Below are 25,074 nucleotides of genomic sequence, written 5' to 3' on the forward strand. Positions count from 1 at the left end.
TCATCCTGTTATTGTTATTTTTTCGTGCTAATAGATAACGACAGCACCTTAAGATTGAGTCTATGGATACCGCTATGAACACCAAAGAACCTACGCAAAGTTACGATAAACTCACGGCCCATTTCCAGAAAATTTCACATTTTGAACATTTTAGTGCGCTTGGTGATTGGGATCAGGCCGCCATGATGCCCCTCGGTGGCGGCAGCGAGCGTGGCGATGCGATGGCAGAACTGGCGTTACATATCCACAGCCTTAAAACGGCGCCAGAGCTTGGCGATAACCTCGCACAAGCCTCGCAAGAGGCGCTGAGCCCAGAGCAACAGGCCAATCTGAGGGAAATGCAATATCAGTATCAACAGGCGACCTTAGTGCCGGGTGAGCTAGTACAGGCCAAAACGAAAATGGCCTACCAATGTGAGAATGCCTGGCGCGAGCAACGCAAAAACAATGATTGGCAAGGTTTTAAACCGAATCTAAAAGCGGTGATTGCCCTCGCGAGGGAAGAAGCCTTAATTCGCGCGCAGGCCCTTAACATCTCCCCCTATGATGCCCTGCTCGATAAATTTGAGCCCGGCATGACCACGGCAAAGCTTGAGCAGACCTTTGGTGACTTAAAAACGTGGTTACCCAGTTTTATCCAAGATGTACTGGCAAAACAAGCCAGTGAACCCAAGCTTACCCTTAACGGCCCCTTCGAAATCAAGGCACAGCAAGCCCTAGGCCAAGCGGTGATGGCCTATTTAGGGTTTGATTTTAACCATGGCAGGCTCGATATCAGCAGCCACCCATTTTGTGGTGGAGTGCCAAGCGATGTACGCATCACGACGCGTTATAATGAAGCCGATTTTAGCAGTGCTATCATGGGCATAGTGCATGAAACTGGCCACGCCCGTTATGAACAGGGCTTACCGAAACAATGGCGCGGTCAGCCCGCAGGATTGGCTCGCTCCATGGGCGTCCATGAGAGCCAAAGCTTATTTTGTGAAATGCAGCTCGGTGCCAATCCCGCGTTTTTACGCCAATTACAACCACTGATTAAACAGCATTTGGGCTGTGAGTTTAGCGCCCAAGACTTGGCAAGACACTATACCCGCGTCAATCCCGGGCTTATCCGTGTCGATGCCGATGAAGTCACTTACCCTTGCCATATTCTATTGCGCTTTGAAGCCGAAAAAGCCTTTATCGACGGTAGCCTGAGTGTGGATGATCTCCCTGATTTTTGGTCAAGCCAGATGCAACAACTGCTCGGGATCAATACCGATGGAAACTATCGCGATGGTTGTATGCAGGATATCCATTGGGCCGTAGGTGAATTGGGGTATTTTCCAAGTTATACCTTAGGCGCCATGTATGCCGCCCAATGCCGTTTTGCGCTGGAGCGAAGCTTAGGCCCGATTGAAAACCTCATCGATAATGGGCAGTTATCCCAAGTATTTGACTGGCTTGGCACTCATATTTGGTCCAAAGGCTCATTACTGACAACGGATGAACTCATCATTCAAGCCACAGGAGAGCCGCTCAATAGCCAATATCTAGCCAAACATTTGAAGCAACGTTATTTGGAGTAAACGCCGTAAGCAGCCGAGATAATCGCAGCACAGGCGAGTTTCAAAGCTTTTGCTGCGATTTGGGTATATAATCCCCAACTTATTTATTCACACTGTTTTGGACAGAAAAAGGTCGACCATGTTACTGCGTGCAATCACCCCAGAGGATTGGGATGCTATTTTACAGATCCAGGAAGAATGTTACTCCCAACTGGATCCTGAACCCCTGCATGTATTGCAAAGCAAGTGGCACGTTTCACCTCAATCCTGCTTTGTGTTTGAGGTGAATGAGGCTGTGGTGGGCTATTGCCTCGCCCACCCTTGGACCACCAATATGCCTCCCGCACTGTATGAGCCCATCACTCAGTTACCTAAGGCTGATACCTTGTATCTACACGATATTGCCATCTCGGTAAAGGCCCAAGGTTTAGGCGCAGGCTCCAAAGCCCTAATGCGCTTAAAGCAACTCGCGGATCGCTTTAACTTGAGCTCCCTCTCTCTGGTCGCGGTACAAGGTGCCGATAGCTACTGGCGTAAAATGGGCTTTAAACCTAAAGCCATTGAGAAATGCCTTGGCAGCTATACCGACGATGCAATGTATATGATTTATAAGCTTAATCATCGAGAAGAATGATGAACCCCACCCTAACGACTATTGGTTTACTCTGTCTTAGCAATATTTTTATGACCTTTGCATGGTATGGGCATTTAAAATCCTTAGGCTCAAAGCCTTGGATTATTGCCGCCTTAGTCAGTTGGGGCATCGCCTTATTTGAATACCTACTGCAAGTGCCCGCTAACCGCATCGGCTACACAGTGATGAATGTCGGCCAATTAAAAATCCTGCAGGAAGTCATCACCTTAAGCTTGTTTGTGCCCTTCGCCTATTTCTACATGAAGGAACCGCTCAAACTCGACTATCTCTGGGCGGGCCTGTGTATCCTCGGGGCGGTGTATTTTATTTTTAGAAGCGAATTTAACTAATTCCAGACTTATTTCAGGACTTTTTCAGGAGAAAACCATGGCGCGTCAAGTGACTTACACCTTCAAAGGTGAGACGAAAACCATCGCCTTTAGTTATGATAAACACCGCGATTTATACGAAGCCGTGGCCGAAGCCGAAGGCATAGACTTAACCAGGTTTCTCGCGATGGAACAACAAATTGCCATGACCTCACGCAAAGGCGCCAAGGCTGAAAAAGACTATCGCAAGGTCGAATTTGCGCGCTTTGGGTTTAGCAATATCCACTTTGTACGCGATGAAGAACCCGAGGCCTAAGCCTTATCGTCATTTATCCATTTAGAATTAGGATTGCAGATGTTAAATGCTGAACATGCTAACTTTCCCCGTGCAGGATTCTTCCGTCGCTTAGGGGCAATGATCTATGATCTGCTGCTCGCAGTAGCCGTGTATATGTTTGCTGGCGCCATCGGCTTTGGTATTTTCTTCGGACTCACATCCTCCGGCCTGATTAGCATGAATGGCTTTGAACATGTGTCCGACGCTCTCAATGGCACACCGATTTACCATGGGATTTATCAACTCTGGTTAGTGCTCTGCGTTGGTACTTTTTATGCGCTTTTTTGGAGTAAGGGCGGTCAAACCCTCGGGATGCGCGCTTGGCGCCTTAAGATCCAACATCCTAATGGCCAAAACCTAAGCCTTATCACCGCCTATGCACGCATCGTCTGGTCATTACTCGGCATTGGTAATCTGTGGGTGCTGATCAACGACGATAAACTCGCACTACAGGATATGATGACCCGCTCTGAAGTGGTTGTGTTATCCAAGGAAGCCAACCAAATGCGCAATTGGCATGGTGCATAAGTAGTCAAAAGTTTAATTTAAAAAAGATAGAACTAAATAAGGATATACTTTGATAAATACAATGGATAAAAAATTTAGCTCTCATCTACTAATTATTCTGGCAACGTTCTTTATAGCTATAGCGTTAATTAGTTTAGGTTGGATTTTTGGAAAATATATTAACTCATCTATCCTAATCGAAAAGTTATTAGGCTGGTTTGAGCAGATTGCAACCATTGTAGGTGGATGCGCTACTGTACTTGCTGCATTTATAGCCGTAAAAGCTTTGAGTACATGGAGAACACAATTCGAACATTCTGAACGATATAAAGCTATAGTGGATTTAGAAAAGTCTTATAGACAATACATAGATAGTTTTGAGATTTATCTTGATGCCCATATCAATTCTTGTAGATTGAAAGAGGGAGTTATACTTTCTCCTAAAAATAGAGATATTGCTTTAAAAGTCGACGATTACAGAGCCTCATGGGAACAAACAAATGACCAACTTCAGAAATCATATCAATGGGCTAGAACATTTTTAATTGCAGAAGATATTGAAAATTTAGAAGGGTATAGATATCAAAAGAATGAGCGCGAAGGAACTTCCTATTTTGAGAATACAACCATTCTGATGCAAGAAATAATACAATTACCATCGAAACAACATTGTGAAAACTTTAAAATTTATTCATCTGAACTAATGAAAGAATTACTCGTATTAAGAAAAAAATGAACAAATAAAACGTAATAAAAAACGACGCCTTATGGCGTCGTTTTTTATTATCCGCGTTTGATCACCGCCGGATAAAGTAGAAGGCAATGCCAGTAAACAGCAGACTCGGCGCGATAGCCCCCACGTAGGCCGGCAACTCATATACCATACTCATGGGGCCAAAGATCTCGTTACTGATATAGAAGCTAAACCCTGCCACCACACCGAGCAACACCCGCGCCCCCATAGTGACTGTCCGCAGCGGCCCAAACACAAAGGATAAGGCCACCAGCATCATCACCCCGACCGTCACAGGCTGCATCACCTTGCGCCACAGGGCTAATTCGTAACGGCTTGGGTCTTGGCTGTTATTTTTAAGGTAATCTAAATAACCCATTAAGCCGCGAATCGATAAGGCCTCGGGCTTGACCGATACTACGCTAAGCTTGTCGGGCGTGAGACTTGAGCGCCAAATGTCTTCATCTAAGTGTTCGAGCTTCACTTCTTCGTAGCTTAGGTCGGTACGCTTTACATCCATAAGATGCCAGCTGTCCTTACTGAACAAGGCACTCTTGGCATGCACAACGTTCGTAAGCTTTAACTCACTGTTAAACTTATACAAAGTAATATTATTTAGCTTATCAATATCGGCGACTTCGCCAATATTCACGAACAAATCACCATCCTTTGCCCAAATGCCTCGGTGGGATTTAATCAAACTGCCGCCGGAGAGTTTAATGGCTTGGAGTTCATTGGCCTTTTGCTCGGCCACTGGTGCGCCCCACTCTCCCAAGGCCATCACCATCAACATCAATGGCACTGCGGTTTTCATCGCCGATAACGTGATTTGCAACCGCGACATGCCCGAGGCTTGCATCACCACCAGCTCAGAGTTCGAGGCCAGCATCCCCATGCCGATCAGCGCGCCTAACAGCACCGCCATCGGGAAAAACATTTCAATATCGCGAGGCACGAGGAATAACACATAAATGCCCGCATCCATCATGGAGTAGGAACCACGACCGACTAAGCGCAGCTGGTCAACCCACTTGATGATGCCCGACAGGCCCGTCAGCACCAGCAAACACAGCGCCGAAGTGCTTAATAAAACTCTGGCGATATAAAGGTCTAAAATCTTCATGCGGCCACCTTTTTACGCGCCATTGCCGTCGATAAACGAGCAAATAAGGGTCTGTCTTTTCCTAGGAGTAAAATCCCCATAATGAGTGCCGACAAATGGATCCACCACATGCCTAAATACTGTGGAATAACACCATCCTGCAACGCTTTACGTCCCGCGACCATCAGGCCAAAGTAGCCAAGATATAACAGTACCGCGGGGAGCATTTTGGCAAACTTACCCTGGCGCACATTGACTCGCGCCAGCGGCACGGCAATGAGAGTCATGATAGGAATCGCCAGCGGAATAGCTAAACGCCAATGGAACTCGGCCACGGCTTCTGGCCCTTCAACTTTCATCAACTCTGTCAGCGGTAAGGCTGAGAGTTTACGACGACGCTCATCGACCTGTTGCTCTTTGATTTGCATCTTATAACCACCGAATTCAATCATTTGGTAGTCTTTCTGTTGTGGGCTGCCCTGATAGCGCACCCCATCATTGAGCTGTAACTGCTGCGAGCCGTTCTGATCTTCCAGTACCCGCCCGCCTTTAGCCACGACCACGTTGGTTAAACCAATTTCGTCATTTGGGTCAGGCAACTGGGCCACAAACACTTTATCAAGATCGTTATCCTTGCCGATACGCTCGACAAACAGCACTGCACGGCCGTTAGGACTCGCCTGAAAACGCCCCTGCACTAATGCGGCAAGACCCGCCTCGGATTGGGCTTTCTCGAGCACTTGGTTTTGTTGCTCCTCGGCCCAAGGTGCAACATAGAGGGATAAATAGCCAGTAAACAACATGTTGATCACGGCGAGGATCAAAGTTACTCGGGTAACATACCATTCACTTACGCCAACACCGTGGAGAATGACCATTTCATTCTCGGCATACATGCGGCCGTGGGCCATGAGGATCCCAAGGAACAAACTTAAAGGTAAAACGAGAACAACAAGATAGGGTAAGTTGAGGCCTATCAAGGTGGCGATAAGAGAAGCAGGAAATTCACCGTCTGAGGCGTCGGCCAATATGCGCACGAAATGCTGGCTAATAAAAATAGTTAACAGTACGAAAAGTACTGCAATTTGCGCCTTTAAAACTTCTCGAATAAGGTATCTAAATACAATCACAGGTAGGATCCGGTCTCTAAACTTATCTTTTTGCTGGTAACAGACTAACTTTCATGTAAACTGTTTACTTTTGATAGTTTTCTGACCAGCTTCAGGGGTTCCTGGCAAACAATAAATGTCACGGATTTTTCACAAAAACGTGACTCAAGTGCCGAGAATAAATCACCTTTGGAGTAATAACTTAGGCCCTTTTCGGGACAAGCAGACATTATCCAATAAATATAAAAATTTGTCTTTAAGAATCTAGGAGTGCTCATGGAGTTTAGCGTAAAGAGCGGTAGCCCCGAAAAACAACGCTCAGCCTGCATCGTTGTCGGTGTTTATGAACCCCGCCGTCTATCCGGCATCGCCGAGCAATTAGACAAGATTAGCGAAGGTTATATCAGTAATCTACTGCGTCGCGGCGATTTAGAAGGTAAGCCAGGCCAAATGTTATTACTGCACCACGTTCCTAACGTATTGAGTGAACGAGTGCTGTTAGTCGGTTGCGGCAAAGAACGAGAACTAGACGAACGCCAGTACAAGCAGATCATCACTAAAACCATCAACACCTTAAATGAAACAGGTTCAATGGAAGCCGTGTGCTTCTTGACCGAGTTACACGTAAAAGGTCGCGATACCTATTGGAAAGTTCGCCAAGCGGTAGAAACGACCAATAGCAGTTTATATAGCTTCGATGCGCTCAAAACCCGTAAAGGTGAAACCCGTCGTCCGCTACGCAAGTTAGTGTTTAATGTTCCAACTCGCCGCGAACTGACCTTAGGTGAGCGTGCGATTGAGCACGGCATGGCTGTTTCTGCCGGTATGCATTTATGTCGCGATGTGGCTAACATGCCGCCAAATATCTGTAATCCAGCCTATTTAGCCTCTCAAGCTCGCCAATTGGCCGAAGTTCACGAAAACCTGCATGTCACGACTGTGGGCGAAGAGCAAATGGCAAAACTCGGCATGAACTCTTATCTTGCCGTCGGCCGCGCCAGTGCCAATGAATCCATTATGACCGTAATGGAATACAAGGGTGCCGTTGACAGCACAGAGAAACCTATCGTATTGATTGGTAAAGGCTTAACCTTCGACTCAGGCGGTATTTCATTAAAACCAGGCGAAGCCATGGACGAAATGAAATACGACATGGGCGGCGCAGCAGGTGTTATCGGCACCATGAAAGCCATCAGTGAGATGAAGCTGCCAGTCAACGTCGTTGGTATTCTCGCGGGCTGTGAAAACATGCCATCGGGCAATGCTTACCGACCAGGTGACATTTTAACCACAATGTCGGGTCAGACCGTTGAAGTGCTCAACACCGACGCCGAAGGCCGTCTGGTACTGTGTGACGTATTAACCTATGTTGAGCGTTTCGACCCAGAGCTGGTTATCGACACGGCGACACTGACAGGCGCCTGTGTGATTGCCTTAGGTAAACATGCCTCAGGCCTGTTCTCCTCACACAATCCTCTGGCACACGAGCTGCTCAATGCTGGTGAGCAGAGTGGTGACCGCGCATGGCGTATGCCACTGTGGGATGAGTACCAAGATATGCTCGATAGCCCATTTGCCGATATGACCAACTTAGGTGGTCGTCCAGCGGGCGCGATTACTGCGGCTTGTTTCCTGTCTCGCTTCGCCAAGAAGTACAACTGGGCTCACTTAGACGTGGCCGGTACTGCCTGGAACAGCGGCGCGAATAAAGGTTCAACCGGCCGCCCTGTGCCAATTTTGACTCAGTTCCTGATCAATCGCGCAGGCGTAGAATTAGGCGAGTAATCACTAACAACACTGAAAAGGCGAAGAATTTCTTCGCCTTTTTTATTTGGCTCGAAGGCTAAATGACGATTGGCTGAGGAATAATTGCAGCCTAGCAACGCGAAGAGGAAAGAAAATCGCGATTGAATAATTTTTGATTGACAGCCACGCCCTCGCCCTTTAGTTTTACTCCCTATGAAAACAAATACCGCAGCTTTTTTTACTTTCTTTTTTACACCCCCACTCTAGGAGGCGGATTTACTGTGTAAAAACGAAAGTAAAAATCCAAAGCCTCCCACTGGGAGGCTTTTTCGTCTTAAACGCTCGATAATACGGTGGCAAATGAGGTCAGAATGCAAAAACCACAGCCTTTAAATCAAACGCGAGAACAAATTACTCACCTCGACAATGAGCTTCTCTCGTTACTCGCCGAACGTCGACGCCTAAGCCTTGAAGTGGCCCGCAGTAAAGAAGTGGATGTGAGACCCATTCGCGACACCCAAAGGGAAAAAGAACTGCTGGCAAGATTAGTCACAGCTGGCCGAGAAAAAGGCTTAGATGCCCATTACGTGATCTCACTGTATCAAAGCATTATCGAAGACTCAGTTCTCAATCAACAGGCTTATCTCCACGGCCGTGCTAATCCAGAAACCCAAAAACAGCAGTACTGTATTGCTTACCTTGGCGCCCGCGGTTCCTACTCTTACCTTGCCGCCTCTCGCTATTGCCAACGTCGTCAAGTTGAGATGCTCGACTTAGGCTGCCAAAGTTTCGATGAGATTGTCCAAGCCGTTGAGTCAGGCCACGCCGACTATGGCTTTTTGCCGATTGAAAACACTTCGTCCGGCTCTATCAACGAAGTATATGACGTGCTGCAACATACGAGTCTGTCCATCGTAGGCGAGACTACTATCGAAGTCAGCCATTGCCTGTTGGGCAAACCGGGCAGCAAACTGAGCGATATCAAAACTGTTTATGCTCATCCGCAGCCAATTAGTCAGTGCAGCCGTTATCTGAGCCAGCACAAGGACTTAAGACTGGAATATTGCTCAAGCAGCGCCGAAGCGATGGAGAAGGTCAATCAATCTGCCGACAATAGCGCCGCTGCGATTGGCAGCACCGAAGGTGGCGCGCTTTACCAACTCGAGTCGATTGAGTCAGGCCTTGCCAATCAAAAGATTAACCAGAGCCGCTTTATCGTGGTGGCTCGAAAAGCCGTAGCAGTACCCGAGCAATTACCCGCTAAAACCACCCTGATCATGGCCACTGGCCAAAAGGCGGGGGCGTTGGTAGAAGCCCTGTTGGTGCTCAAAGCGCATCAGCTCAATATGAGCAAACTCGAATCTCGCCCCATTCCAGGCACGCCGTGGGAAGAAATGTTCTATCTGGATATCGATGCCAATATCTCCAGTGAAGCCATGCAGCAAGGTCTTAAGCAACTCGAGAGGATCACGCGGTTTATCAAAGTATTAGGTTGTTACCCCTGCGAAACCGTCAAACCGACGCAACTCAGTAATAGCCAATTACTCATTGAGCCGAACACCTCAAAAGCTGAGGTGATAAGCACGGTGAGCCTTGACCCGTCGCCCTATCGCTTCAGTAAGGCGTACAAGGCGCAGGCGAGTGAAATTCACTGCGGCCCCTTTACCATTGGCGCAGGCCATATTGGTGCCATTGCCAAAATCACGCTGAGCAAAAGCCTACTGCAGCAAGAGTCGTCGCAGGCCGCCTTATCCGCCTTTGAGCGCAGAGTAAAACAGCTAAAAGAAGCGGGTTTCCAAGCAGTGATTTTAGACGGATGTAACTCACTCGCCTCGGCCGAAGCCATCATCCCTAAGCTGCGCCAAACCCTACATCAGTATGATTTGCTCTGTGTCATAGCCATCGAACAGGCGACGGATATGCCATTGGCGACAGGTCATGCCGATATGCTGTTCTTAACGGGCAAACAAATGTTTAATCAATCCTTGCTGACTCAGGCAGGCACCTTGCCGATTCCGCTATTCCTCGAACGTAACGATATGGCAAGTTATGATGAATTTATGGCGGCCACGGAGACGATTTTAAGTCAAGGTAACCAACAGCTTATCCTATGTGACTCTGGCATTCGTACCTATAACAATGCCAACTTACCCACCTTGGATTTAGCAAGCCTCATTCAAATAAAGGCCAACAGTCATCTCCCCATAGTGATTAACCCTTGTTATGCCATCAGCGAAGATGCACTGCCACTGCAAACTCAAGGAATTAAGCAGCTGAAAGCCGATGGCCTAATGCTGAATTGCTCCCTCGAAGAAGATAAAGCACATGACTCATTGGCGCTGATGAGCGAGGTCGTAAGGGAGTTATACCGCTAATTTGCGTGTATAAGGATACTGAAGAACATACAGCCACGAATATCGTGGCTGTATTGTTTAGGACTTAGGATTTAAGACTGTAGATCTAGGGCTGCGGATTTAGCGCTTAGAGTTTGGATTTTACCCCTAATTAAACCCAGCGGGTCTAGGTTCGCTCAGTTGCAATCTGATGATTAGCCTCTGTTGTCACCGCATTACTGCGGCGAATTAACCCCGTCATACTCGAGCCTTGCACAAGGATTGAAAACACCACTACGGCATATGTCATCACGAGCACAAGCTCTCGCAGCTCGGCACCACTTTGAGAATCGATAATCACACCCTCGGGTAAACTCATCGCCATAGCTAAGGCTAGCCCGCCCCTGAGCCCGCCCCAAATGAGTATCGACTCGGCATAAGGATTGTAAGACTTAACCAACCTAAACCCGATATAAGGCAGCAACACACTCACCGCCCGCGCCGTTAACACGAGTGGAATAGCCACTAACATAAACCACCATAATGGCGCCTTAAAGGTGACGAGCAGGAGTAATAATCCGAGCAAGAGGAACAGCAGCGCATTGAAGAAGGATTCAATCAGCGACCAAAAAGTATAGAGCTTTACCCGCTCTTGACGCGCAAAATACTTAGGCACGCTGTAGTTACCGATAATCATCCCCGCACTGACCATCGCCAGCGGCCCCGACACCCCTAACACTTCGGCGATGACATAACCGGCCGTCGGGATCAGTAAAGTGACCAACATCAGCTGGGTTTCTTCCTCACAGTAGCGAAAGAAATGGTGCAGCAATACGCCGAGCACGGCGCCATAAACGACGCCCCCGAGCGCCTCTTGGATGAACAATAGCGAGATTTGCGAGAAGGTCAGCGGCTCAGTTGAAAAGGCCAGATGGGAGATGGCCACAAAAATCACCAACCCTATACCATCATTAAAGAGCGACTCCCCTTCTACCTGAATGGCAATATCTTCGGGCGCGCCCATCTTCTTCAGAATGGCTAACACGGCAATCGGATCTGTGGGTGAAATCAAGGCACCAAAGAGCAAACAATGGCTTAAGGCCAAGGGCAATCCCAGCATGGGAGCAATGTAGTAAAGCAAACCACCGACGATAAAAGTCGAGAGCAAGGTACTAACAAAGGCAAGGATGAGAATTTCCCATTTCTGATGCCTTAAGATTTTTAAGCGGATCTGTAATGCCCCAGCAAACAAGAGAAAACCCAACATGCCGTTGAGTAAAAGGGCCTGAAAGTCGAGCTTCTCCAGCCCCGCGACAAAGTAACCATAAACATGGCCGCCAAGCGCTTTACCACCCAGTAAGAGTAACAGGCTCATGCCCAACGCCAATGCGGTAATGGCAACGGTTTCTTGCAGCTTATGCAAACGAGAGGATGCCACAGACGTGACTAAGGCTAACGCACAAAGAATACAGAGAATTTGATAACTAGTCATAAGAGTCTCTAATCACCCTAAGATGAAGAGACTCTAGCACAAGTTTTAGACTTCTAAACCATCCAACAGACTTAACCAGCCTTTAATAATCCGATGGCAAAACCAAATGATACCAAAGAGATAAATCGAAAGACTGAGCCAAGTGATGGGCAGGCAATAGCCCAACACTAACAGACCGAGAAATATCACATTGGAATGACGTTGCCAGCGTAAATGCGAGGCCAGCAAGGCATTACCTTGCGTATGCCGTTGAGACAAGTTGATAAATAGACTCAACAACACTGGCAGCAGTAACAGCGGAAAGCCTGACATTAAGGCGTAAAGCAAATGGCCTAAGCTGCGATCTTCAATTTTTGCGGCATATGTGGTTGTCGTTGTCATTGAGAGACTCCAGCCAGACGATGGGACAGGGCGTTACTCCGCCCTCGTCTTTAACCTTACGTTCTCGCAGACATAATCGCAACTAAGGCGCAAAAATATTTCCGCGCGAGATCTTTTAAATCATCGATGTTTTGAATCGACCAATGCCCTTCGCTGGCAAGTATCAGGTCAAAGACAGGGTCACATCCGATTTGAGTTTTGTCGAGCAAGCTAACACATATCCGGCTTCGATTTCGGCAGGTGTTAAGGTCATGCTACTTGTGGACTCGGTTTCCCCTTCGAGCACCTTGCATTTGCACGCGCCGCATACGCCCGAACGGCAAGCCGCAATAATCGGTAAGCCTTCGGCTTCAATCCCCTCAAGCAAGGTTTGCTCGGCCGTTAAAGCCCGCTTTTTATCGCCAATGGATAACATAAAGCTGTTACTGCCACTCACAGGATCTTCAGTCTGCATTTCAGCCTGTTTTACGCGGCTATGCGCCTCTTTCACCGCTGTGGCAAAGCTCTCGTGATACAACTGAGTCATATCGAAGTTAAGCTCAGCCAGAATCGTTTTGACCGCCTGCATATAGGGCTCAGGTCCACATAAAAACACGGTTCGCTCTGAAAAATCGGGGACTAAATCTCGTAGATTATCAGCACTTAAACGGCCGATATCATGCAATACCGCCTCGGGATGCCAAGCCGTGTCAGCCGTGACATCCTCCACAAGGTAACGCAGCTTAAAATCTCGATGGCGCGTAGCCATGGTCTCTAATGAGGTTTTAAAAATAATATCGGCCTGGGTGCGAGCGCTGTGCACAAAAGCAATGTCGGCATTCATTTGGCTGTCGGTTAAATAACGCGACATCGAATACATGGGCGTGATCCCACAGCCAGCACTCAAAAATAGGTATTTTTTGGCAGGAATATCAAACAGATTAAATTGACCCGTTGGCGGTAATACGCGGACCGTCTGCCCCGGCTGTAAATGATCAATCAAGTAATTCGACACCAGTCCGCCATCGACTCGCTTAATGGTTAACATTAAGGAATAAGGTCTTGATGGGGTTGAGGATAAGGTGTAACTGCGACAAGCCTGCTCACCGTTGATCTCTAGCACTAAGGTCATAAATTGCCCCGGCTTATAATCAAACTTCATCGGCTCACCAGCTTGAAAGCGAAAACTCACCACATCGGTGGTTTCGTTCCAGCGCTCCACACACACTAGTTGACTAAATCCCACAAGACCTGCGGGGGCAGAAGCTAAAGAAATATTTGGCATAGTACTGATATTCATCGTCTTTGTATCCATAGCACCGCGGCTTTACAACGAAAGCCGCAGTGACCCATGCGTCAATCGGCCTATGCCACGTTCAGCATGGTTTTAAGATCGGCTTCAACTGTGGTGGTGTTACGCAGGCCAAATTTTTCTTCCAAAATTTTGGCAAGATTAGCCGTTAAAAACGCTGGCGGCGTCGGGCCGGTACGGATATTTTTCACCCCAAGCGACAATAGCGTCAGCAGCACGACAATGGCTTTCTGCTCAAACCATGAAAGCACGAGGTTCAATGGTAATTCATTGATATCGCATTCAAAAATTTGTGATAGCGCGATAGCCAACTGAATAGCCGAATAGGCATCGTTACATTGGCCAATATCGAGTAAGCGCGGAATACCGTTGATATCGCCAAATTCCAGCTTGTTGAATTTGTACTTACCACAACCTAAGGTCAGGATAACGGAATCCTTTGGCGCCGATTTCGCTAAGTCAGTGAAATAACTCCGCTCAGACTTATCGCCATCACAGCCACCGACTAAGAAGAAGTGTTTGATAGAACCGTTTTTCACGTTTTCAACCACAGTCGGTGCCGCAGCCATTAAGGCATTACGGGCAAAACCGATAGTGATATTGTGTGGGATTTCATCGTATTGGAAGCCATCAAGAGCGAGCGCCTTGTCGATCACAACTGAAAAATCGTCCCCAACCACATGGGTTACACCAGGCCAACCCACGATACTGCGGGTAAAGATACGGTCGCTGTATTGGCCCACATTCGGGTCAATAATACAGTTTGAGGTCATCACTACGGCGCCAGGGAAATTAGCAAATTCTTTTTGCTGGTTCTGCCATGCACTGCCGTAGTTACCCACTAAATGAGCATATTTTTTAAAGGCGGGATACGCCAGCGCGGGGAGCATTTCGCCATGGGTATAAACATTAATGCCTTTACCCGCCGTTTGCTCGAGGATAAGCTCTAAATCCTTCATATCATGGCCAGAAACCAGAATCGCTTTGCCTTTAACCGCTTTAGTGTTGACGACAGTCGGTTCCGGATGACCGAAGGCTTCGGTCTCGCCCGCATCGAGCATCGCCATGATGCGGTAGTTCAGTTGACCAATATCCATGGCTGTTATGAACAGTTTATCGGCATCGACGCTCGGCTCACCGAGAAACGCCATAATCTCATGGAAGCGACCAGCAATCTCAGCGTCGGTTTTACCTAATACACGGGCGTGCTCCATGTAAGCCGCCGCACCTTTAAGGCCATATAAGCACAGTAGTCTCAGCCCAAGGATATCTTCGTGGATATCATTTTTATCTTTATTGAGTAAGGCGACTGGCGCTTGAGACAACATTTCGGGCTTACTGGTACCCAGTACAAATTGCGCCACAGGAGGGAGCGATTCAGCCGATTTACCCGCAGCTTCACACGCCGCTTCATAGGCATTTTTTAAACTTTCACGGTACTCAGCCGCCTGCTTGGCATAGGCGATGATGCGTTCATCATCGAAGTTAACGTTGGTTAAGGTCGAGAAAAAAGCTTTAGGAACAAAGGTATCCACCTCAGGGTCAACGACGCCCAGTTCACGAGCCTTAGTCGCATACACTGAAACACCCTGCAGCATGTAGATTAACAAGTCTTGCAGATCCGAGGTCGCGGCCAATTTGCCACACATACCTTGGGCATAGCTACAACCGTTGCCGGCGGGGGTACGAATAGTTTGCTCACACTGAATACAAAACATGGATAGACTCCTAATTTAAATTCATGCTTTATTTTTGCATGTTTAAAATTAGTCTACCGAAACCGAAAATAAGCGACAGTGTTTTCTCACCTTGAATGCCAAATCTTAGAGGGAGATCACCTTAAGCAATTACTAATTAACACAGTGGAATCAGCCTGAAAAACCTAAAAAAAATACCCATCAAAGATGGGCATTTTTGTTTCTAAGTCTTTTATTATCAGTTCGTTTTCATATCACTGACCGATTGCAGCATCATGCGACTTTCACGCTGAAACTGAGGAGCAAAATCACCAAACCATTTTGCTACCGTTTGGAACTGGCTGATAAACGCGTCCCTATCGCCCCGCTTTAATAGCTCTAATGCTTCGCGATAGTTATCCAAATAATCGCCAATCGCATGCTGGCTATCCTGCTGGGCAAAAATAATATCGGCATAAAGCTCCGGGCTTTGGGCAAACAAGCGCCCGACCATGGCGAGTTCTAAGCGATAGATAGGTGAGCTAAATTGCAGCAGGGTTTCAATATCCGCTTCTTCTTTGCAAAGGTTCAAGCCATACACAAAGGTCGAGAAGTGGCGCATCGCCTGTACCAATTGCATCGCATTGTCGTGACGTTCAGGCTCAGCTTCTACAATCCGTGCGCCCCAAATTCCAATTTGCTCGAGCAACCATTGGTATTTATCGGCTTCGCGGCCATGGCACACCACCACCACCTGCTTAGCCAAACTGCCGACATCTGGGCCAAACATGGGATGAAAGCCGACAACAGGCCCCTTGTGAGCGGCCAACATGGCATTCATAGGTTCAGTCTTGATTGAGGTTAAGTCGGCTAAGATACATTCCTGCGGTAATTGGGTCAGTTTCTCACGGATAATGTCGCAGGTGATGGCGATAGGCACAGTCACCAGTACCAATCCGGCGTCGGCAAATAAGGTTTCCGCCTGCTGCCAGTCGTCTTTATCAAGCACTTTAACCTGATAACCCGAGAGCGTCAGCATTTGTTGGAACAGTCCACCAAGCTGACCCTTACCACCAACAATCACGACTGAACCGAGATCGTTTTTTACTTGCTTAAAGCCGACATCCTTCTCGTTGAGATAGGATTCACGCATCAAGCGGCGCAAAATATCTTCAATCAGTTGTGGCGCTATGCCCATGTTCTTGGCTTCTTCGCGGCGTTTTGCCAGCATAGCCGCTTCGCGTTGCGGCGCATAAATTGGCAGGCCTGCGGCGTGTTTTACCGTTCCCACCTGAGCGACTAAATCTAAGCGTTTACGTAGTAAATGCAGCAATTGTTGGTCGACACCATCGATGAGACCTCGAAGGTGTTCTAATTCAGTTGTGGTTTTTTCGTTCATCTTATCAGTCCACTACACACCTAAAATAAGGTGTTTAAACATTCGGCTCTTAAGATTGACTCTTAAGCATTGGCCACTTTGAGCATATCGAAACGGGTTGCTAATACCGAAGATAACTTCGATGCGCCCGCACGTAAAACGCTTTCGGTTTTTTCCCAATTAATACAGGAGTCTGTCACAGAAACCCCATAGGCCAATTCGCTCAATGGTTTATCACAACTCTGATTACCTTCATTTAAATGGCTTTCTAACATCACGCCAATGATGGATTTATTGCCGTTGTAAATCTGGGCAAATACATCTTCACACACAGGGACTTGCCTTGTGTAGTCCTTAGACGAATTACCGTGGCTACAATCGATAATAAGGCGAGCATTGAGTTTGGCTTTATGTAACTGCGCTTCACACTCGGCAACGCTCTTTGCATCGTAGTTTGGCGTGGCGCCGCCACGCAGGATCACATGTCCATCGGGATTTCCCGCGGTTTGCAATAACGCCACTTGGCCCTGCTGGTTAATCCCCATAAATCTGTGGCTGCTGGCCGCCGATTTCAGCGCGTTAATCGCTACATCGAGCTTTCCATCTGTGCCATTTTTAAAGCCGACGGGCATAGATAAACCCGACGCCATTTCCCTGTGGGTTTGCGACTCAGTCGTGCGAGCACCAATGGCCGACCAAGTGACTAATTCCGAGATGTACTGTGGGCTGATCGGATCGAGCGCTTCGGTTGCCACAGGCAGTTCGAGTTCGGCCAACCAAATCATCAGCTCACGGGCCATCTTTAAACCCTTCTCAACATCGAAGGACTCGTCCATATCAGGATCGTTAATCATCCCCTTCCAACCCACTGTGGTACGTGGCTTCTCAAAGTAGACTCGCATCAGGATGTAAAACTCATCGCTGAGTTCATCGTGTAGTTTTTTAAGCTTTAAGGCGTATTCCTTGGCGGCATCGATATCATGGATAGAACAAGGTCCAGTGACGATAAGCACGCGGTTATCGCGCTTATGGACAATATCCGCCACTGTTTTGCGTGCATTGAGGATATAACGATACGCATGCTCAGAGAGTGGCAGGGCCGCTTTTAGCTCCTGCGGTGTAATAAGAACTTTCTCTGAACTGATGTGTACGTTATTGATCGTATCCTGTTGCATGCTTACCACCTAAAACTGAAGTCATATCCCCACATTATCAGGAGTCTGGATCTCAAACTGCTGCGGGGAAGAATAAATAGCCGAGGCCACCACGTAACACTGTAATGCTACACCATTACAGCGAGCGACCAATATGCCTATTAATTGGCAGAAGATCAAGGAAGAATTTAACAAATTCAGCATTTATACCCATCGTATCAGGGCGTGTTGACGTTTCAGGGTTATTTTTGCAGCAGTTTGGCAGGCTTTTATGCAAGGCAAAGTCCGTGCTGTGCAGTTATTCTACATAAACGGACGATAACGCCGCAGAAAAGCCAGACAAATGCTGCCCGAAGGGTTCGTCTGGCAAGCCCTTGCACTTTGTCACTCGTCATTTGAGTAGAATAACTACACATCATTCCTCGTTTCGCGAGCACGTACTTGCCAGAACGAACAAAATCTAATCTCGAAACGTCAACACGCCCTAAATATCTGTTCATTCAGCGGGAGTTAAACCCGCTTTAGACAAGGCGAAGGCTTGAAGGAATAGCGGTTCTCTGTCGAAAGCCGTATTAACCCGAAACGCACTCAATACGGCTAAAAAGAAAAACGTCAGGCAACAAAAAACCGCCACGAGGGCGGTTTTCTGTGCGAACACTACGTCTTGTTTTCTGTAGCGGGTACTATTACTTAGTAGCCAGCTTTTCACGGATACGCGCAGATTTACCTGAACGATCACGTAAGTAGTACAGTTTGGCGCGACGAACGCGGCCACGACGCTTAACTTCAATGCTAGCGATCAGAGGGCTGTGCGTTTGGAATGCACGCTCAACACCTTCGCCATTAGAGATTTTACGTACTGTGAATGCAGAGTGCAGACCACGGTTACGCTTAGCAATTACAACGCCTTCGAAAGCCTGTAAACGCTCTTTATCACCTTCTTTAACACGAACCTGAACTACTACTGTATCACCAGCACCAAACGCAGGTACGTCTTGTTTCATTTGCTCATCGTTGAGCATTTTAATGATGTTGTTCATAACTTACTCCGTTCTAGAATTAACTGAGCTACGACTAAGCATTCTTGTCCATTGCTTCAACGAACTGCGCTAAAAGAGTCGATTGTTCGTCAGTCAGAGCTAGATTTTCAAATAATTCTGGCCGTCTTAGAAAAGTCCTACCAAGGCTTTGCTGCAAACGCCAGAGTCTAATTTGTTCGTGGTTGCCACTTAGCAGTACTGCGGGTACATCGAGTCCATCTAAGCTTTCAGGGCGCGTGTAATGAGGACAGTCCAGTAAACCGTCGGAGAAAGAATCTTGCTCCGCCGAAGCTTGTTTTCCTAGCACGCCAGGAACCAATCTCGATACTGCATCTATCAAGGTCATTGCAGGTAATTCGCCGCCCGAAAGCACGTAATCCCCAACCGACCATTCTTCATCCACTTCCGTTTGAATAATGCGTTCATCAATACCTTCGTATCGACCACACACCAGAATCAACCGGGATGATTCAGCCAACTCAGTGACGCCTTGCTGATCCAGCTTGCGTCCTTGAGGTGACAAGTAAATCACCTTCGCCTCTTCGCCTGCCGCCGCTTTCGCAGCATGAATGGCATCGCGTAAGGGTTGCACCATCATCAACATACCGGGACCACCGCCGTAAGGCCTGTCATCTACCGTACTGTGTCTATCATGGGTGAAATCGCGAGGATTCCACGTGTGCAACTCAAGCAGACCGTTTTTCACGGCACGACCCGTAACCCCAAAGTCTGTTACGGCACGAAACATTTCTGGGAACAGGGTTATTACCCCTAACCACATATGTTGTACCTCGACTTAAAAGTCAGGATCCCAATCCACTAAAATCTGTTTACCTTGGATATCCACCTTTAAGATGAATTGTCCTGGAACAAAGGGAAGCATACGCTCCACTTTGCCGAAGCTATCTTTCGCGTTGGCTTTCACTAAGAGCACATCGTTCGAACCGGTTTCCACGATTTGATCGACAACACCCATGTTATAGCCATTAGTATTAATCACTTCACAACCGATGAGGTCACGCCAATAGAACTCGTCTTCTGGCAATGCGTTCATCTGCTCTGGCAGGATCCCAATTTCGCAATTGGTGAGCATTTGTGCTCGCTCCCGCGTGGTGACACCTTCAAGCTCGGCGACAACCGCTTTGCCTTGGTAACGCCACTGAATGACTTTTACTTCACGCCATTCACCATTTTCTTTAATAAGCCAAGGTGAATAGTCAAAGATCCCTTCAACAGAATCGGTATAGGCGGTGATTTTCAGCCAACCTTTAATGCCATGACAGGAGCCTAATTTCCCCAGTACGACTGGCTGTTGGTTACTGCTCATCAATCTATACCTTAACGCTATTAAGCAGCAGCTTTAGCGTCTTTGATCAATTTTGCTACGCGATCAGTTGTCGCAGCGCCGTTAGAAACCCAGTGCTCAACGCGAGCTAGGTCTAAACGTAAAGTTTCTTCTTGGCCACGAGCCAATGGGTTGAAGAAACCAACACGCTCAATGAAACGACCGTCACGAGCGTTACGGCTGTCAGCAACAACGATGTTGTAAAATGGACGCTTTTTAGCGCCACCACGAGCTAAACGAATGGTAACCATGCGTTTTCAATCCTCTAATGATTTGCTTGAAGCAAAAATAAAAACTGGAACCCCGTGTTCGCGAAGAGTCCCAGATAGAAAGCCGGAAGATTTTACCTGACTTTTCAACGAATGCAACCAAATCTGGCGATTATTAAACCTGCCTTAGGATTGCCCGCCTCATTTCAAATAGAATCAACCAACTGATAAAACATCAACTTTGATGAAAATCGCTGGAATTAACGGCCAGGAAATTTCATCCCGCCAGGCATCATGCCACGCATTCCGCGCATCATCTTCTGGATGCCGCCCTTGGCAGACATCTTTTTCATCATCTTTTGCATTTGGGTAAACTGTTTCAATAAACGGTTCACGTCTTGAATTTGCGTACCAGAACCCGCAGCGATACGACGCTTACGTGAGCCCTTGATTAAATCGGGGTTTTTACGCTCTTTCGCCGTCATTGAGTTAATGATGGCTTCCATTTGACGGGTCATTTTACCGTCTTGGATTTGCGCTAAGGCATCCGGTGGCAACTGACCCACACCGGGCAGCTTTTCAATCATGCTCATCATGCCGCCCATGTTTTTCATCTGCTGTAGCTGCTCGCGGAAATCTTCAAGATCAAAACTGCCGCCCTGCTTCACTTTGGAAGCCAGCTTCATCGCCTTATCTTTATCGACACCGCGCTCAACTTCTTCGATAAGCGATAATACGTCGCCCATGCCGAGAATACGTGAGGCGATACGGTCTGGATGGAAAGGCTCTAGGGCATCGGTCTTCTCGCCGACACCGAGGAATTTAATCGGCTTGCCTGTAATGTGGCGAATCGATAATGCCGCACCACCGCGCGCATCACCGTCGACCTTAGTTAAAATAACACCGGTGAGCGGCAGCGCTTCGTTAAAGGCTTTGGCCGTGTTTGCCGCGTCTTGACCTGTCATGGCATCGACTACGAACAGTGTCTCAATCGGCTTAACCGCCGCGTGCAGCGCCTTGATCTCATCCATCATGGCTTCATCGACGTGCAGACGACCCGCGGTATCGAGGATCACCACATCGATAAATTTGAGTTTGGCGTGGGCAATGGCCGCCTTGGCGATATCGATTGGCTTTTGGCTCACATCCGATGGGAAGAACTCCACATCGACTTCGGTCGCTAAAGTTTCAAGCTGTTTAATCGCCGCAGGACGATAAACGTCAGCACTGACAACTAATACCGATTTTTTATGGCGCGTACGCAGCAGCTTACCCAGTTTGGCAACGCTGGTCGTTTTACCCGCACCTTGAAGACCCGCCATCATCACCACGGCTGGCGGCTGAGTGGCTAAATCCAGAGCTTGGTTTGCCTCGCCCATGGATTTTTCAAGTTCACTTTGAACAATCTTAATAAAGGCTTGACCAGGACTTAAGCTCTTCGCCACTTCCTGACCAACGGCACGTTCTTTTACATTGTTAACGAATTCACGCACCACAGGCAGGGCAACATCGGCCTCCAGCAGCGCCATACGCACTTCGCGCAGGGTTTCCTTAACGTTTTCTTCGGTTAAGCGACCACGGCCACTGATATTTTTCAGCGTGCGTGACAGTCTGTCGGTTAGATTCTCAAACATCGTCCTGCTCTATACCTTTAGGATCTCGATTAATGGGCTGTATTATAACGATGCGGGCGCATTATGCTACTGCTATGCCCTACTTGCGTTAACTTCGGCAACTAACCTGCTTTAGGTCATATTTTGCGATTCGCCTACGACTATTTACGTCTAACAATAAGAATCTGCTAAATTTTGCAACTTATGTCACTGCCCATTTGCCGACGGCTCATGTTATTCTAGGCAAAATATTGATCTGTATGCCCCGTTTTTAAGGCACCATTAACAACACGAATAGGTTAATTACCCATGGTCATTTTTTCTGCCTCAGCCATGTTTTTTTATTGCATCGCATTGGTATTAGTGACAAGTCGACTGTTCCACCCTGAAGGTCCTAATCGAAAGGCCGTTGCTGGTGTCGCCGCCATCGCCGTGATTTTGCACGCTGCCGCCCTTTCTCAAGCGATGTTTACGACCGATGGACAAAACTTCAGCCTCACTAATGTGATCTCGTTAGTGAACTGGATCATCGCCTTCACCTTTACCGTGATGATGTTTAGGCTAAAAGTGATTGTGGTTGTACCCGTGGTTTACGCCTGCTCTGTGCTCTCTGTAGCCCTACTCTGGTTATTGCCGCCTAAATTTATTACTCACTTTGAGCTGTACCCTGAGGTTTTGGCCCACGTTGTGCTCTCTCTCATGGCATACAGCGCCCTGATGATCGCCGCCCTGTACGCGATTCAGCTGGCGATGATCCAAAATAAACTCAAAAAGAAACAATTAATGTTGAGCCCAGGCATTCCACCGTTGATGACGGTAGAAAAGCAGCTCTATCATCTTGTGATTATTGGGGTGATTTTATTGAGTTTATCCCTCGCCACTGGCTTTATCTTCCTCGATGATATGTTTGCCGATGGCAAAGGCCATAAGGCGATTCTGTCAATCATCGCGTGGTTTGTGTATATCGCCATGCTATGGCAGCAGTATTGGGTCGGTTGTAAAATTCGCACCGCGGTCATTTACACCTTAACCGGCGCGACCTTGTTATCCTTAGCTTATTTCGGCGCTCGCATTGTCAAAGAGTTAATTCTTAGTTAATAATTTCAAGTCAGCTTAGGCGCTTATTCCCTAAGCTGACTTGACACTCCGTGTATTTCTCGGTATCAACTTAAACTTATCGGCCTGATTGGAGCCTATTTTTGGACGCTATATCGACAAGCGCACTCCTCATTTTCTTACTAGTGCTTATTCTTTGTTCTGCCTACTTTTCAGGTTCTGAAACCGCCATGATGACCCTTAACCGCTATCGGTTAAGACATCTCGCCTCAAACGGCCATAAAGGTGCCATTCGTGCCCTCAAGTTGCTCGAACGTCCAGACCGCTTAATTGGCTTAATTCTGATTGGCAATAACCTGGTTAATATTCTTGCCTCGGCCATTGCCACCATTGTTGGTATGCGCCTTTGGGGCGATTTAGGCGTCGCGATAGCCACAGGTGTGCTGACCTTGGTCGTATTGGTCTTTGCCGAAGTCACACCCAAAACCATCGCCGCCTTGAACCCTGAGCGAATTGCCTTCCCATCGAGTATTTTACTCATTGGTTTATCAACAATTTTTGCCTATGTCGTTACCAGCGTTAACTGGATAACCACAGGTATGCTGCGTCTCTTTGGCATCAAAACCATCAGCAGCAGTGATGCACTCAGCCAAGAAGAATTAAGGACGGTAGTCCATGAGGCTGGCGCCTTGATCCCCCAACGCCACCAAGAGATGTTGTTATCAATCTTGGATTTAGAGAAGGTCACCGTAGAGGACATCATGGTGCCGCGCTCGGATATTTACGCCATTAACGTCAACGATGATTTTAAGTATATCAACCGTCAAGTGATCCAAAGTCCACATACTCGTGTACTGGTTTACCGCGATACCATTGACGATGCCGTCGGCTTTATTCATCTGCGTGACGCGCTGCGCCTGCAATCGAAAGAGCAGTTCAGTAAGTCCTCATTGCTACGTGCTGTCAAAGAACTCTACTTTATTCCCGAAGGTACACCGCTCAATGTGCAATTAGCCAACTTTCAGCACAATAAAGAACGTATCGGCCTAGTAGTCGATGAATACGGTGATATCCAAGGATTAGTGACACTCGAAGATATTCTCGAAGAAATTGTCGGTGACTTCACCACCTCTATGCTGGCCACACCGAGTGAAGACATTACCGCCCAGCAGGATGGAAGCTACTTAGTCGATGCCAGTATCACTATCCGTGATTTGAATAAAGAAATGAAATGGGACTTCCCAACCGATGGCCCCAAAACCCTCAATGGCCTGATCTTAGAGTATTTAGAGGATATCCCCGCAGAAAACACTAGCCTTCGCCTAGCCGGTTATCCATTAGAAGTCATTGAAGTCGCAGACAATATGGTCAAAACCGTACGTATCATTCCACAGCATTATCAGTCTCCACGCTAACGTCCCCATATAAAAAATCGGCTGAATCCAAATGGAATCAGCCGATTTCCTTCTCCCCCAAGAAATTATTTAACGCTTCGCGTCTTGAGACGTGCTTCGAGCGTCCGGCGCTTCTCGATAGCGATAGGTGTAATCTCGGCATCTAACGCCTTTTCTAACCCCAAGATAAAATACACTTCGGCCATCAAGAAAAATGGGCCTATTAGCAGTTGATTTAAATCGTCCACAAAAGCGGGTTTAGCCTTCTCGTATTGATGGCCAATCAACTGAAAAATCCATCCCACGATAAAGACCGATATAGCCAACCAGAAGGCGTTGGGAGAGTCAGCCATTAGCTCTGTGGTATAAACGACGGGGGCGATAAATAAAGCTAGGCCAATCGCTAACTTTGCATGTAAGCGAAAGTAATAAACCAGCACTCCTGCCCCTAAAATCACACCTAAACTCACATCAACCGCACTGCCAAGTGGAATACGGATAGTCGCCAGCAATAGGAAAGCAGACCATATAATCAATGGAATACCAACGAAATGGGTAAGTATGTTGCGCTGATTTAAATGCACACTCTTATAGGTTGATAGCTGCTCTACGGCGGATTTCATCTGGGGCTCCTTTTGCTGTGTCCCTGCACATTAGTGTCTAGATAC

General features: G+C 47.5%; 24 protein-coding genes and 1 other annotated feature. Of the genes, 10 read left to right on the forward strand and 14 right to left on the reverse strand.

Going from position 1 to position 25,074, the window contains the following annotated elements; genetic code table 11:
- Positions 1-74 precede the first annotated feature (74 nt).
- The 6 genes from SHEWMR4_RS14790 to SHEWMR4_RS20610 all read left to right on the forward strand — a co-directional run bounded on the left by SHEWMR4_RS14790 (position 75) and on the right by SHEWMR4_RS20610 (position 4,090).
- On the forward strand, positions 75-1,568 hold the full coding sequence (locus SHEWMR4_RS14790; protein ID WP_083757928.1) for a carboxypeptidase M32: 1,494 nt from the start codon (positions 75-77) through the stop codon (positions 1,566-1,568).
- Positions 1,569-1,686: 118 nt separating this feature from the next.
- A complete protein-coding gene (locus tag SHEWMR4_RS14795) occupies positions 1,687-2,181 on the forward strand; it encodes a GNAT family N-acetyltransferase (protein ID WP_011623571.1) in 495 nt (164 codons plus the stop codon).
- A complete protein-coding gene (locus SHEWMR4_RS14800) occupies positions 2,181-2,531 on the forward strand; it encodes a DMT family protein (RefSeq protein WP_037415674.1) in 351 nt (116 codons plus the stop codon). Before SHEWMR4_RS14795 ends, SHEWMR4_RS14800 begins: the two co-directional genes overlap by 1 nt.
- A gap of 37 nt (positions 2,532-2,568) precedes the next feature.
- Entirely contained in the window at positions 2,569-2,826 is a 258-nt protein-coding gene (locus SHEWMR4_RS14805) for a DUF2960 domain-containing protein (RefSeq protein WP_011623573.1), read from the forward strand.
- 39 nt (positions 2,827-2,865) lie between these two features.
- Positions 2,866-3,375 carry an RDD family protein gene (locus tag SHEWMR4_RS14810; RefSeq protein WP_011623574.1) on the forward strand — a complete coding sequence of 170 codons (510 nt, stop codon included), beginning with the start codon at positions 2,866-2,868 and terminating at the stop codon, positions 3,373-3,375.
- Positions 3,376-3,424: 49 nt separating this feature from the next.
- Entirely contained in the window at positions 3,425-4,090 is a 666-nt protein-coding gene (locus SHEWMR4_RS20610) for a hypothetical protein (protein ID WP_011623575.1), read from the forward strand.
- Positions 4,091-4,151: 61 nt separating this feature from the next.
- Here SHEWMR4_RS20610 and lptG read toward each other — a convergent pair whose 3' ends face one another.
- Positions 4,152-5,210: an LPS export ABC transporter permease LptG gene (lptG, locus tag SHEWMR4_RS14820; RefSeq protein ID WP_011623576.1), complete on the reverse strand. Its 1,059-nt coding sequence runs from the start codon at positions 5,208-5,210 to the stop codon at positions 4,152-4,154.
- Positions 5,207-6,319 (reverse strand): LPS export ABC transporter permease LptF, encoded by a 1,113-nt coding sequence (lptF, locus tag SHEWMR4_RS14825; RefSeq protein ID WP_011623577.1) that lies wholly within the window; start codon positions 6,317-6,319, stop codon positions 5,207-5,209. The genes lptG and lptF overlap by 4 nt, the downstream gene beginning before the upstream one ends.
- A gap of 255 nt (positions 6,320-6,574) precedes the next feature.
- Here lptF and pepA point away from each other — a divergent pair, with 255 nt between their 5' ends.
- A complete protein-coding gene (pepA, locus tag SHEWMR4_RS14830) occupies positions 6,575-8,083 on the forward strand; it encodes a leucyl aminopeptidase (protein ID WP_011623578.1) in 1,509 nt (502 codons plus the stop codon).
- 176 nt (positions 8,084-8,259) lie between these two features.
- Positions 8,260-8,378 (forward strand) — a sequence feature (Phe leader region).
- A gap of 37 nt (positions 8,379-8,415) precedes the next feature.
- The gene (locus tag SHEWMR4_RS14835; RefSeq protein ID WP_011623579.1) at positions 8,416-10,419 is read left to right on the forward strand and encodes a chorismate mutase; all 2,004 of its coding nucleotides are present in this window, start codon (positions 8,416-8,418) and stop codon (positions 10,417-10,419) included.
- A gap of 145 nt (positions 10,420-10,564) precedes the next feature.
- Here SHEWMR4_RS14835 and SHEWMR4_RS14840 read toward each other — a convergent pair whose 3' ends face one another.
- From SHEWMR4_RS14840 to ffh, 11 genes are all read right to left on the reverse strand, one after another.
- Entirely contained in the window at positions 10,565-11,869 is a 1,305-nt protein-coding gene (locus SHEWMR4_RS14840; RefSeq protein WP_011623580.1) for a cation:proton antiporter, read from the reverse strand.
- Between the two features lie 45 nt (positions 11,870-11,914).
- The gene (locus SHEWMR4_RS14845) at positions 11,915-12,250 is read right to left on the reverse strand and encodes a hypothetical protein (protein WP_011623581.1); all 336 of its coding nucleotides are present in this window, start codon (positions 12,248-12,250) and stop codon (positions 11,915-11,917) included.
- A gap of 163 nt (positions 12,251-12,413) precedes the next feature.
- On the reverse strand, positions 12,414-13,544 hold the full coding sequence (locus tag SHEWMR4_RS14850; protein ID WP_011623582.1) for a hybrid-cluster NAD(P)-dependent oxidoreductase: 1,131 nt from the start codon (positions 13,542-13,544) through the stop codon (positions 12,414-12,416).
- A gap of 50 nt (positions 13,545-13,594) precedes the next feature.
- A complete protein-coding gene (hcp, locus tag SHEWMR4_RS14855; RefSeq protein ID WP_011623583.1) occupies positions 13,595-15,259 on the reverse strand; it encodes a hydroxylamine reductase in 1,665 nt (554 codons plus the stop codon).
- Positions 15,260-15,476: 217 nt separating this feature from the next.
- Positions 15,477-16,616, reverse strand: a complete 1,140-nt coding sequence (tyrA, locus tag SHEWMR4_RS14860) for a bifunctional chorismate mutase/prephenate dehydrogenase (RefSeq protein ID WP_011623584.1) — start codon at positions 16,614-16,616, stop codon at positions 15,477-15,479.
- Between the two features lie 62 nt (positions 16,617-16,678).
- A complete protein-coding gene (locus SHEWMR4_RS14865; protein ID WP_011623585.1) occupies positions 16,679-17,770 on the reverse strand; it encodes a 3-deoxy-7-phosphoheptulonate synthase in 1,092 nt (363 codons plus the stop codon).
- 665 nt (positions 17,771-18,435) lie between these two features.
- Positions 18,436-18,789: a 50S ribosomal protein L19 gene (rplS, locus tag SHEWMR4_RS14870; protein ID WP_006080791.1), complete on the reverse strand. Its 354-nt coding sequence runs from the start codon at positions 18,787-18,789 to the stop codon at positions 18,436-18,438.
- A 34-nt stretch (positions 18,790-18,823) separates the two neighbouring features.
- Complete coding sequence (trmD, locus tag SHEWMR4_RS14875; protein WP_011623586.1) at positions 18,824-19,570, reverse strand: tRNA (guanosine(37)-N1)-methyltransferase TrmD; 747 nt, start codon at positions 19,568-19,570, stop codon at positions 18,824-18,826.
- A 15-nt stretch (positions 19,571-19,585) separates the two neighbouring features.
- On the reverse strand, positions 19,586-20,116 hold the full coding sequence (gene rimM, locus SHEWMR4_RS14880; RefSeq protein ID WP_011623587.1) for a ribosome maturation factor RimM: 531 nt from the start codon (positions 20,114-20,116) through the stop codon (positions 19,586-19,588).
- A gap of 20 nt (positions 20,117-20,136) precedes the next feature.
- The gene (rpsP, locus tag SHEWMR4_RS14885) at positions 20,137-20,385 is read right to left on the reverse strand and encodes a 30S ribosomal protein S16 (protein ID WP_011623588.1); all 249 of its coding nucleotides are present in this window, start codon (positions 20,383-20,385) and stop codon (positions 20,137-20,139) included.
- A gap of 218 nt (positions 20,386-20,603) precedes the next feature.
- Complete coding sequence (gene ffh / locus SHEWMR4_RS14890) at positions 20,604-21,977, reverse strand: signal recognition particle protein (RefSeq protein WP_011623589.1); 1,374 nt, start codon at positions 21,975-21,977, stop codon at positions 20,604-20,606.
- A gap of 288 nt (positions 21,978-22,265) precedes the next feature.
- On the opposite strand from ffh, the gene SHEWMR4_RS14895 reads away from it, so the two are divergent.
- Both SHEWMR4_RS14895 and SHEWMR4_RS14900 read left to right on the forward strand, forming a co-directional pair.
- Positions 22,266-23,054: an inner membrane protein YpjD gene (locus SHEWMR4_RS14895; protein ID WP_011623590.1), complete on the forward strand. Its 789-nt coding sequence runs from the start codon at positions 22,266-22,268 to the stop codon at positions 23,052-23,054.
- A 101-nt stretch (positions 23,055-23,155) separates the two neighbouring features.
- Positions 23,156-24,427: an HlyC/CorC family transporter gene (locus SHEWMR4_RS14900; RefSeq protein ID WP_011623591.1), complete on the forward strand. Its 1,272-nt coding sequence runs from the start codon at positions 23,156-23,158 to the stop codon at positions 24,425-24,427.
- Between the two features lie 65 nt (positions 24,428-24,492).
- Here the strand turns inward: SHEWMR4_RS14900 and SHEWMR4_RS14905 are convergent, their stop codons facing one another.
- On the reverse strand, positions 24,493-25,029 hold the full coding sequence (locus tag SHEWMR4_RS14905) for a DUF962 domain-containing protein (RefSeq protein ID WP_011623592.1): 537 nt from the start codon (positions 25,027-25,029) through the stop codon (positions 24,493-24,495).
- Positions 25,030-25,074: the final 45 nt, after the last annotated feature.

The organism is Shewanella sp. MR-4, from assembly GCF_000014685.1.
Taxonomy (GTDB): Bacteria; Pseudomonadota; Gammaproteobacteria; order Enterobacterales; family Shewanellaceae; genus Shewanella.

Coding starts and splice junctions, on each gene's coding strand:
- SHEWMR4_RS14790 (WP_083757928.1), top strand. CDS start 75: ATGAACACCAAAGAACCTACGCAAAGTTACGATAAACTCACGGCCCAT.
- SHEWMR4_RS14795 (WP_011623571.1), top strand. CDS start 1,687: ATGTTACTGCGTGCAATCACCCCAGAGGATTGGGATGCTATTTTACAG.
- SHEWMR4_RS14800 (WP_037415674.1), top strand. CDS start 2,181: ATGAACCCCACCCTAACGACTATTGGTTTACTCTGTCTTAGCAATATT.
- SHEWMR4_RS14805 (WP_011623573.1), top strand. CDS start 2,569: ATGGCGCGTCAAGTGACTTACACCTTCAAAGGTGAGACGAAAACCATC.
- SHEWMR4_RS14810 (WP_011623574.1), top strand. CDS start 2,866: ATGTTAAATGCTGAACATGCTAACTTTCCCCGTGCAGGATTCTTCCGT.
- lptG (WP_011623576.1), bottom strand. CDS start 5,210: ATGAAGATTTTAGACCTTTATATCGCCAGAGTTTTATTAAGCACTTCG.
- pepA (WP_011623578.1), top strand. CDS start 6,575: ATGGAGTTTAGCGTAAAGAGCGGTAGCCCCGAAAAACAACGCTCAGCC.
- SHEWMR4_RS14835 (WP_011623579.1), top strand. CDS start 8,416: ATGCAAAAACCACAGCCTTTAAATCAAACGCGAGAACAAATTACTCAC.
- SHEWMR4_RS14840 (WP_011623580.1), bottom strand. CDS start 11,869: ATGACTAGTTATCAAATTCTCTGTATTCTTTGTGCGTTAGCCTTAGTC.
- SHEWMR4_RS14845 (WP_011623581.1), bottom strand. CDS start 12,250: ATGACAACGACAACCACATATGCCGCAAAAATTGAAGATCGCAGCTTA.
- SHEWMR4_RS14850 (WP_011623582.1), bottom strand. CDS start 13,544: ATGGATACAAAGACGATGAATATCAGTACTATGCCAAATATTTCTTTA.
- hcp (WP_011623583.1), bottom strand. CDS start 15,259: ATGTTTTGTATTCAGTGTGAGCAAACTATTCGTACCCCCGCCGGCAAC.
- tyrA (WP_011623584.1), bottom strand. CDS start 16,616: ATGAACGAAAAAACCACAACTGAATTAGAACACCTTCGAGGTCTCATC.
- SHEWMR4_RS14865 (WP_011623585.1), bottom strand. CDS start 17,770: ATGCAACAGGATACGATCAATAACGTACACATCAGTTCAGAGAAAGTT.
- rplS (WP_006080791.1), bottom strand. CDS start 18,789: ATGAACAACATCATTAAAATGCTCAACGATGAGCAAATGAAACAAGAC.
- trmD (WP_011623586.1), bottom strand. CDS start 19,570: ATGTGGTTAGGGGTAATAACCCTGTTCCCAGAAATGTTTCGTGCCGTA.
- rimM (WP_011623587.1), bottom strand. CDS start 20,116: ATGAGCAGTAACCAACAGCCAGTCGTACTGGGGAAATTAGGCTCCTGT.
- rpsP (WP_011623588.1), bottom strand. CDS start 20,385: ATGGTTACCATTCGTTTAGCTCGTGGTGGCGCTAAAAAGCGTCCATTT.
- ffh (WP_011623589.1), bottom strand. CDS start 21,977: ATGTTTGAGAATCTAACCGACAGACTGTCACGCACGCTGAAAAATATC.
- SHEWMR4_RS14895 (WP_011623590.1), top strand. CDS start 22,266: ATGGTCATTTTTTCTGCCTCAGCCATGTTTTTTTATTGCATCGCATTG.
- SHEWMR4_RS14905 (WP_011623592.1), bottom strand. CDS start 25,029: ATGAAATCCGCCGTAGAGCAGCTATCAACCTATAAGAGTGTGCATTTA.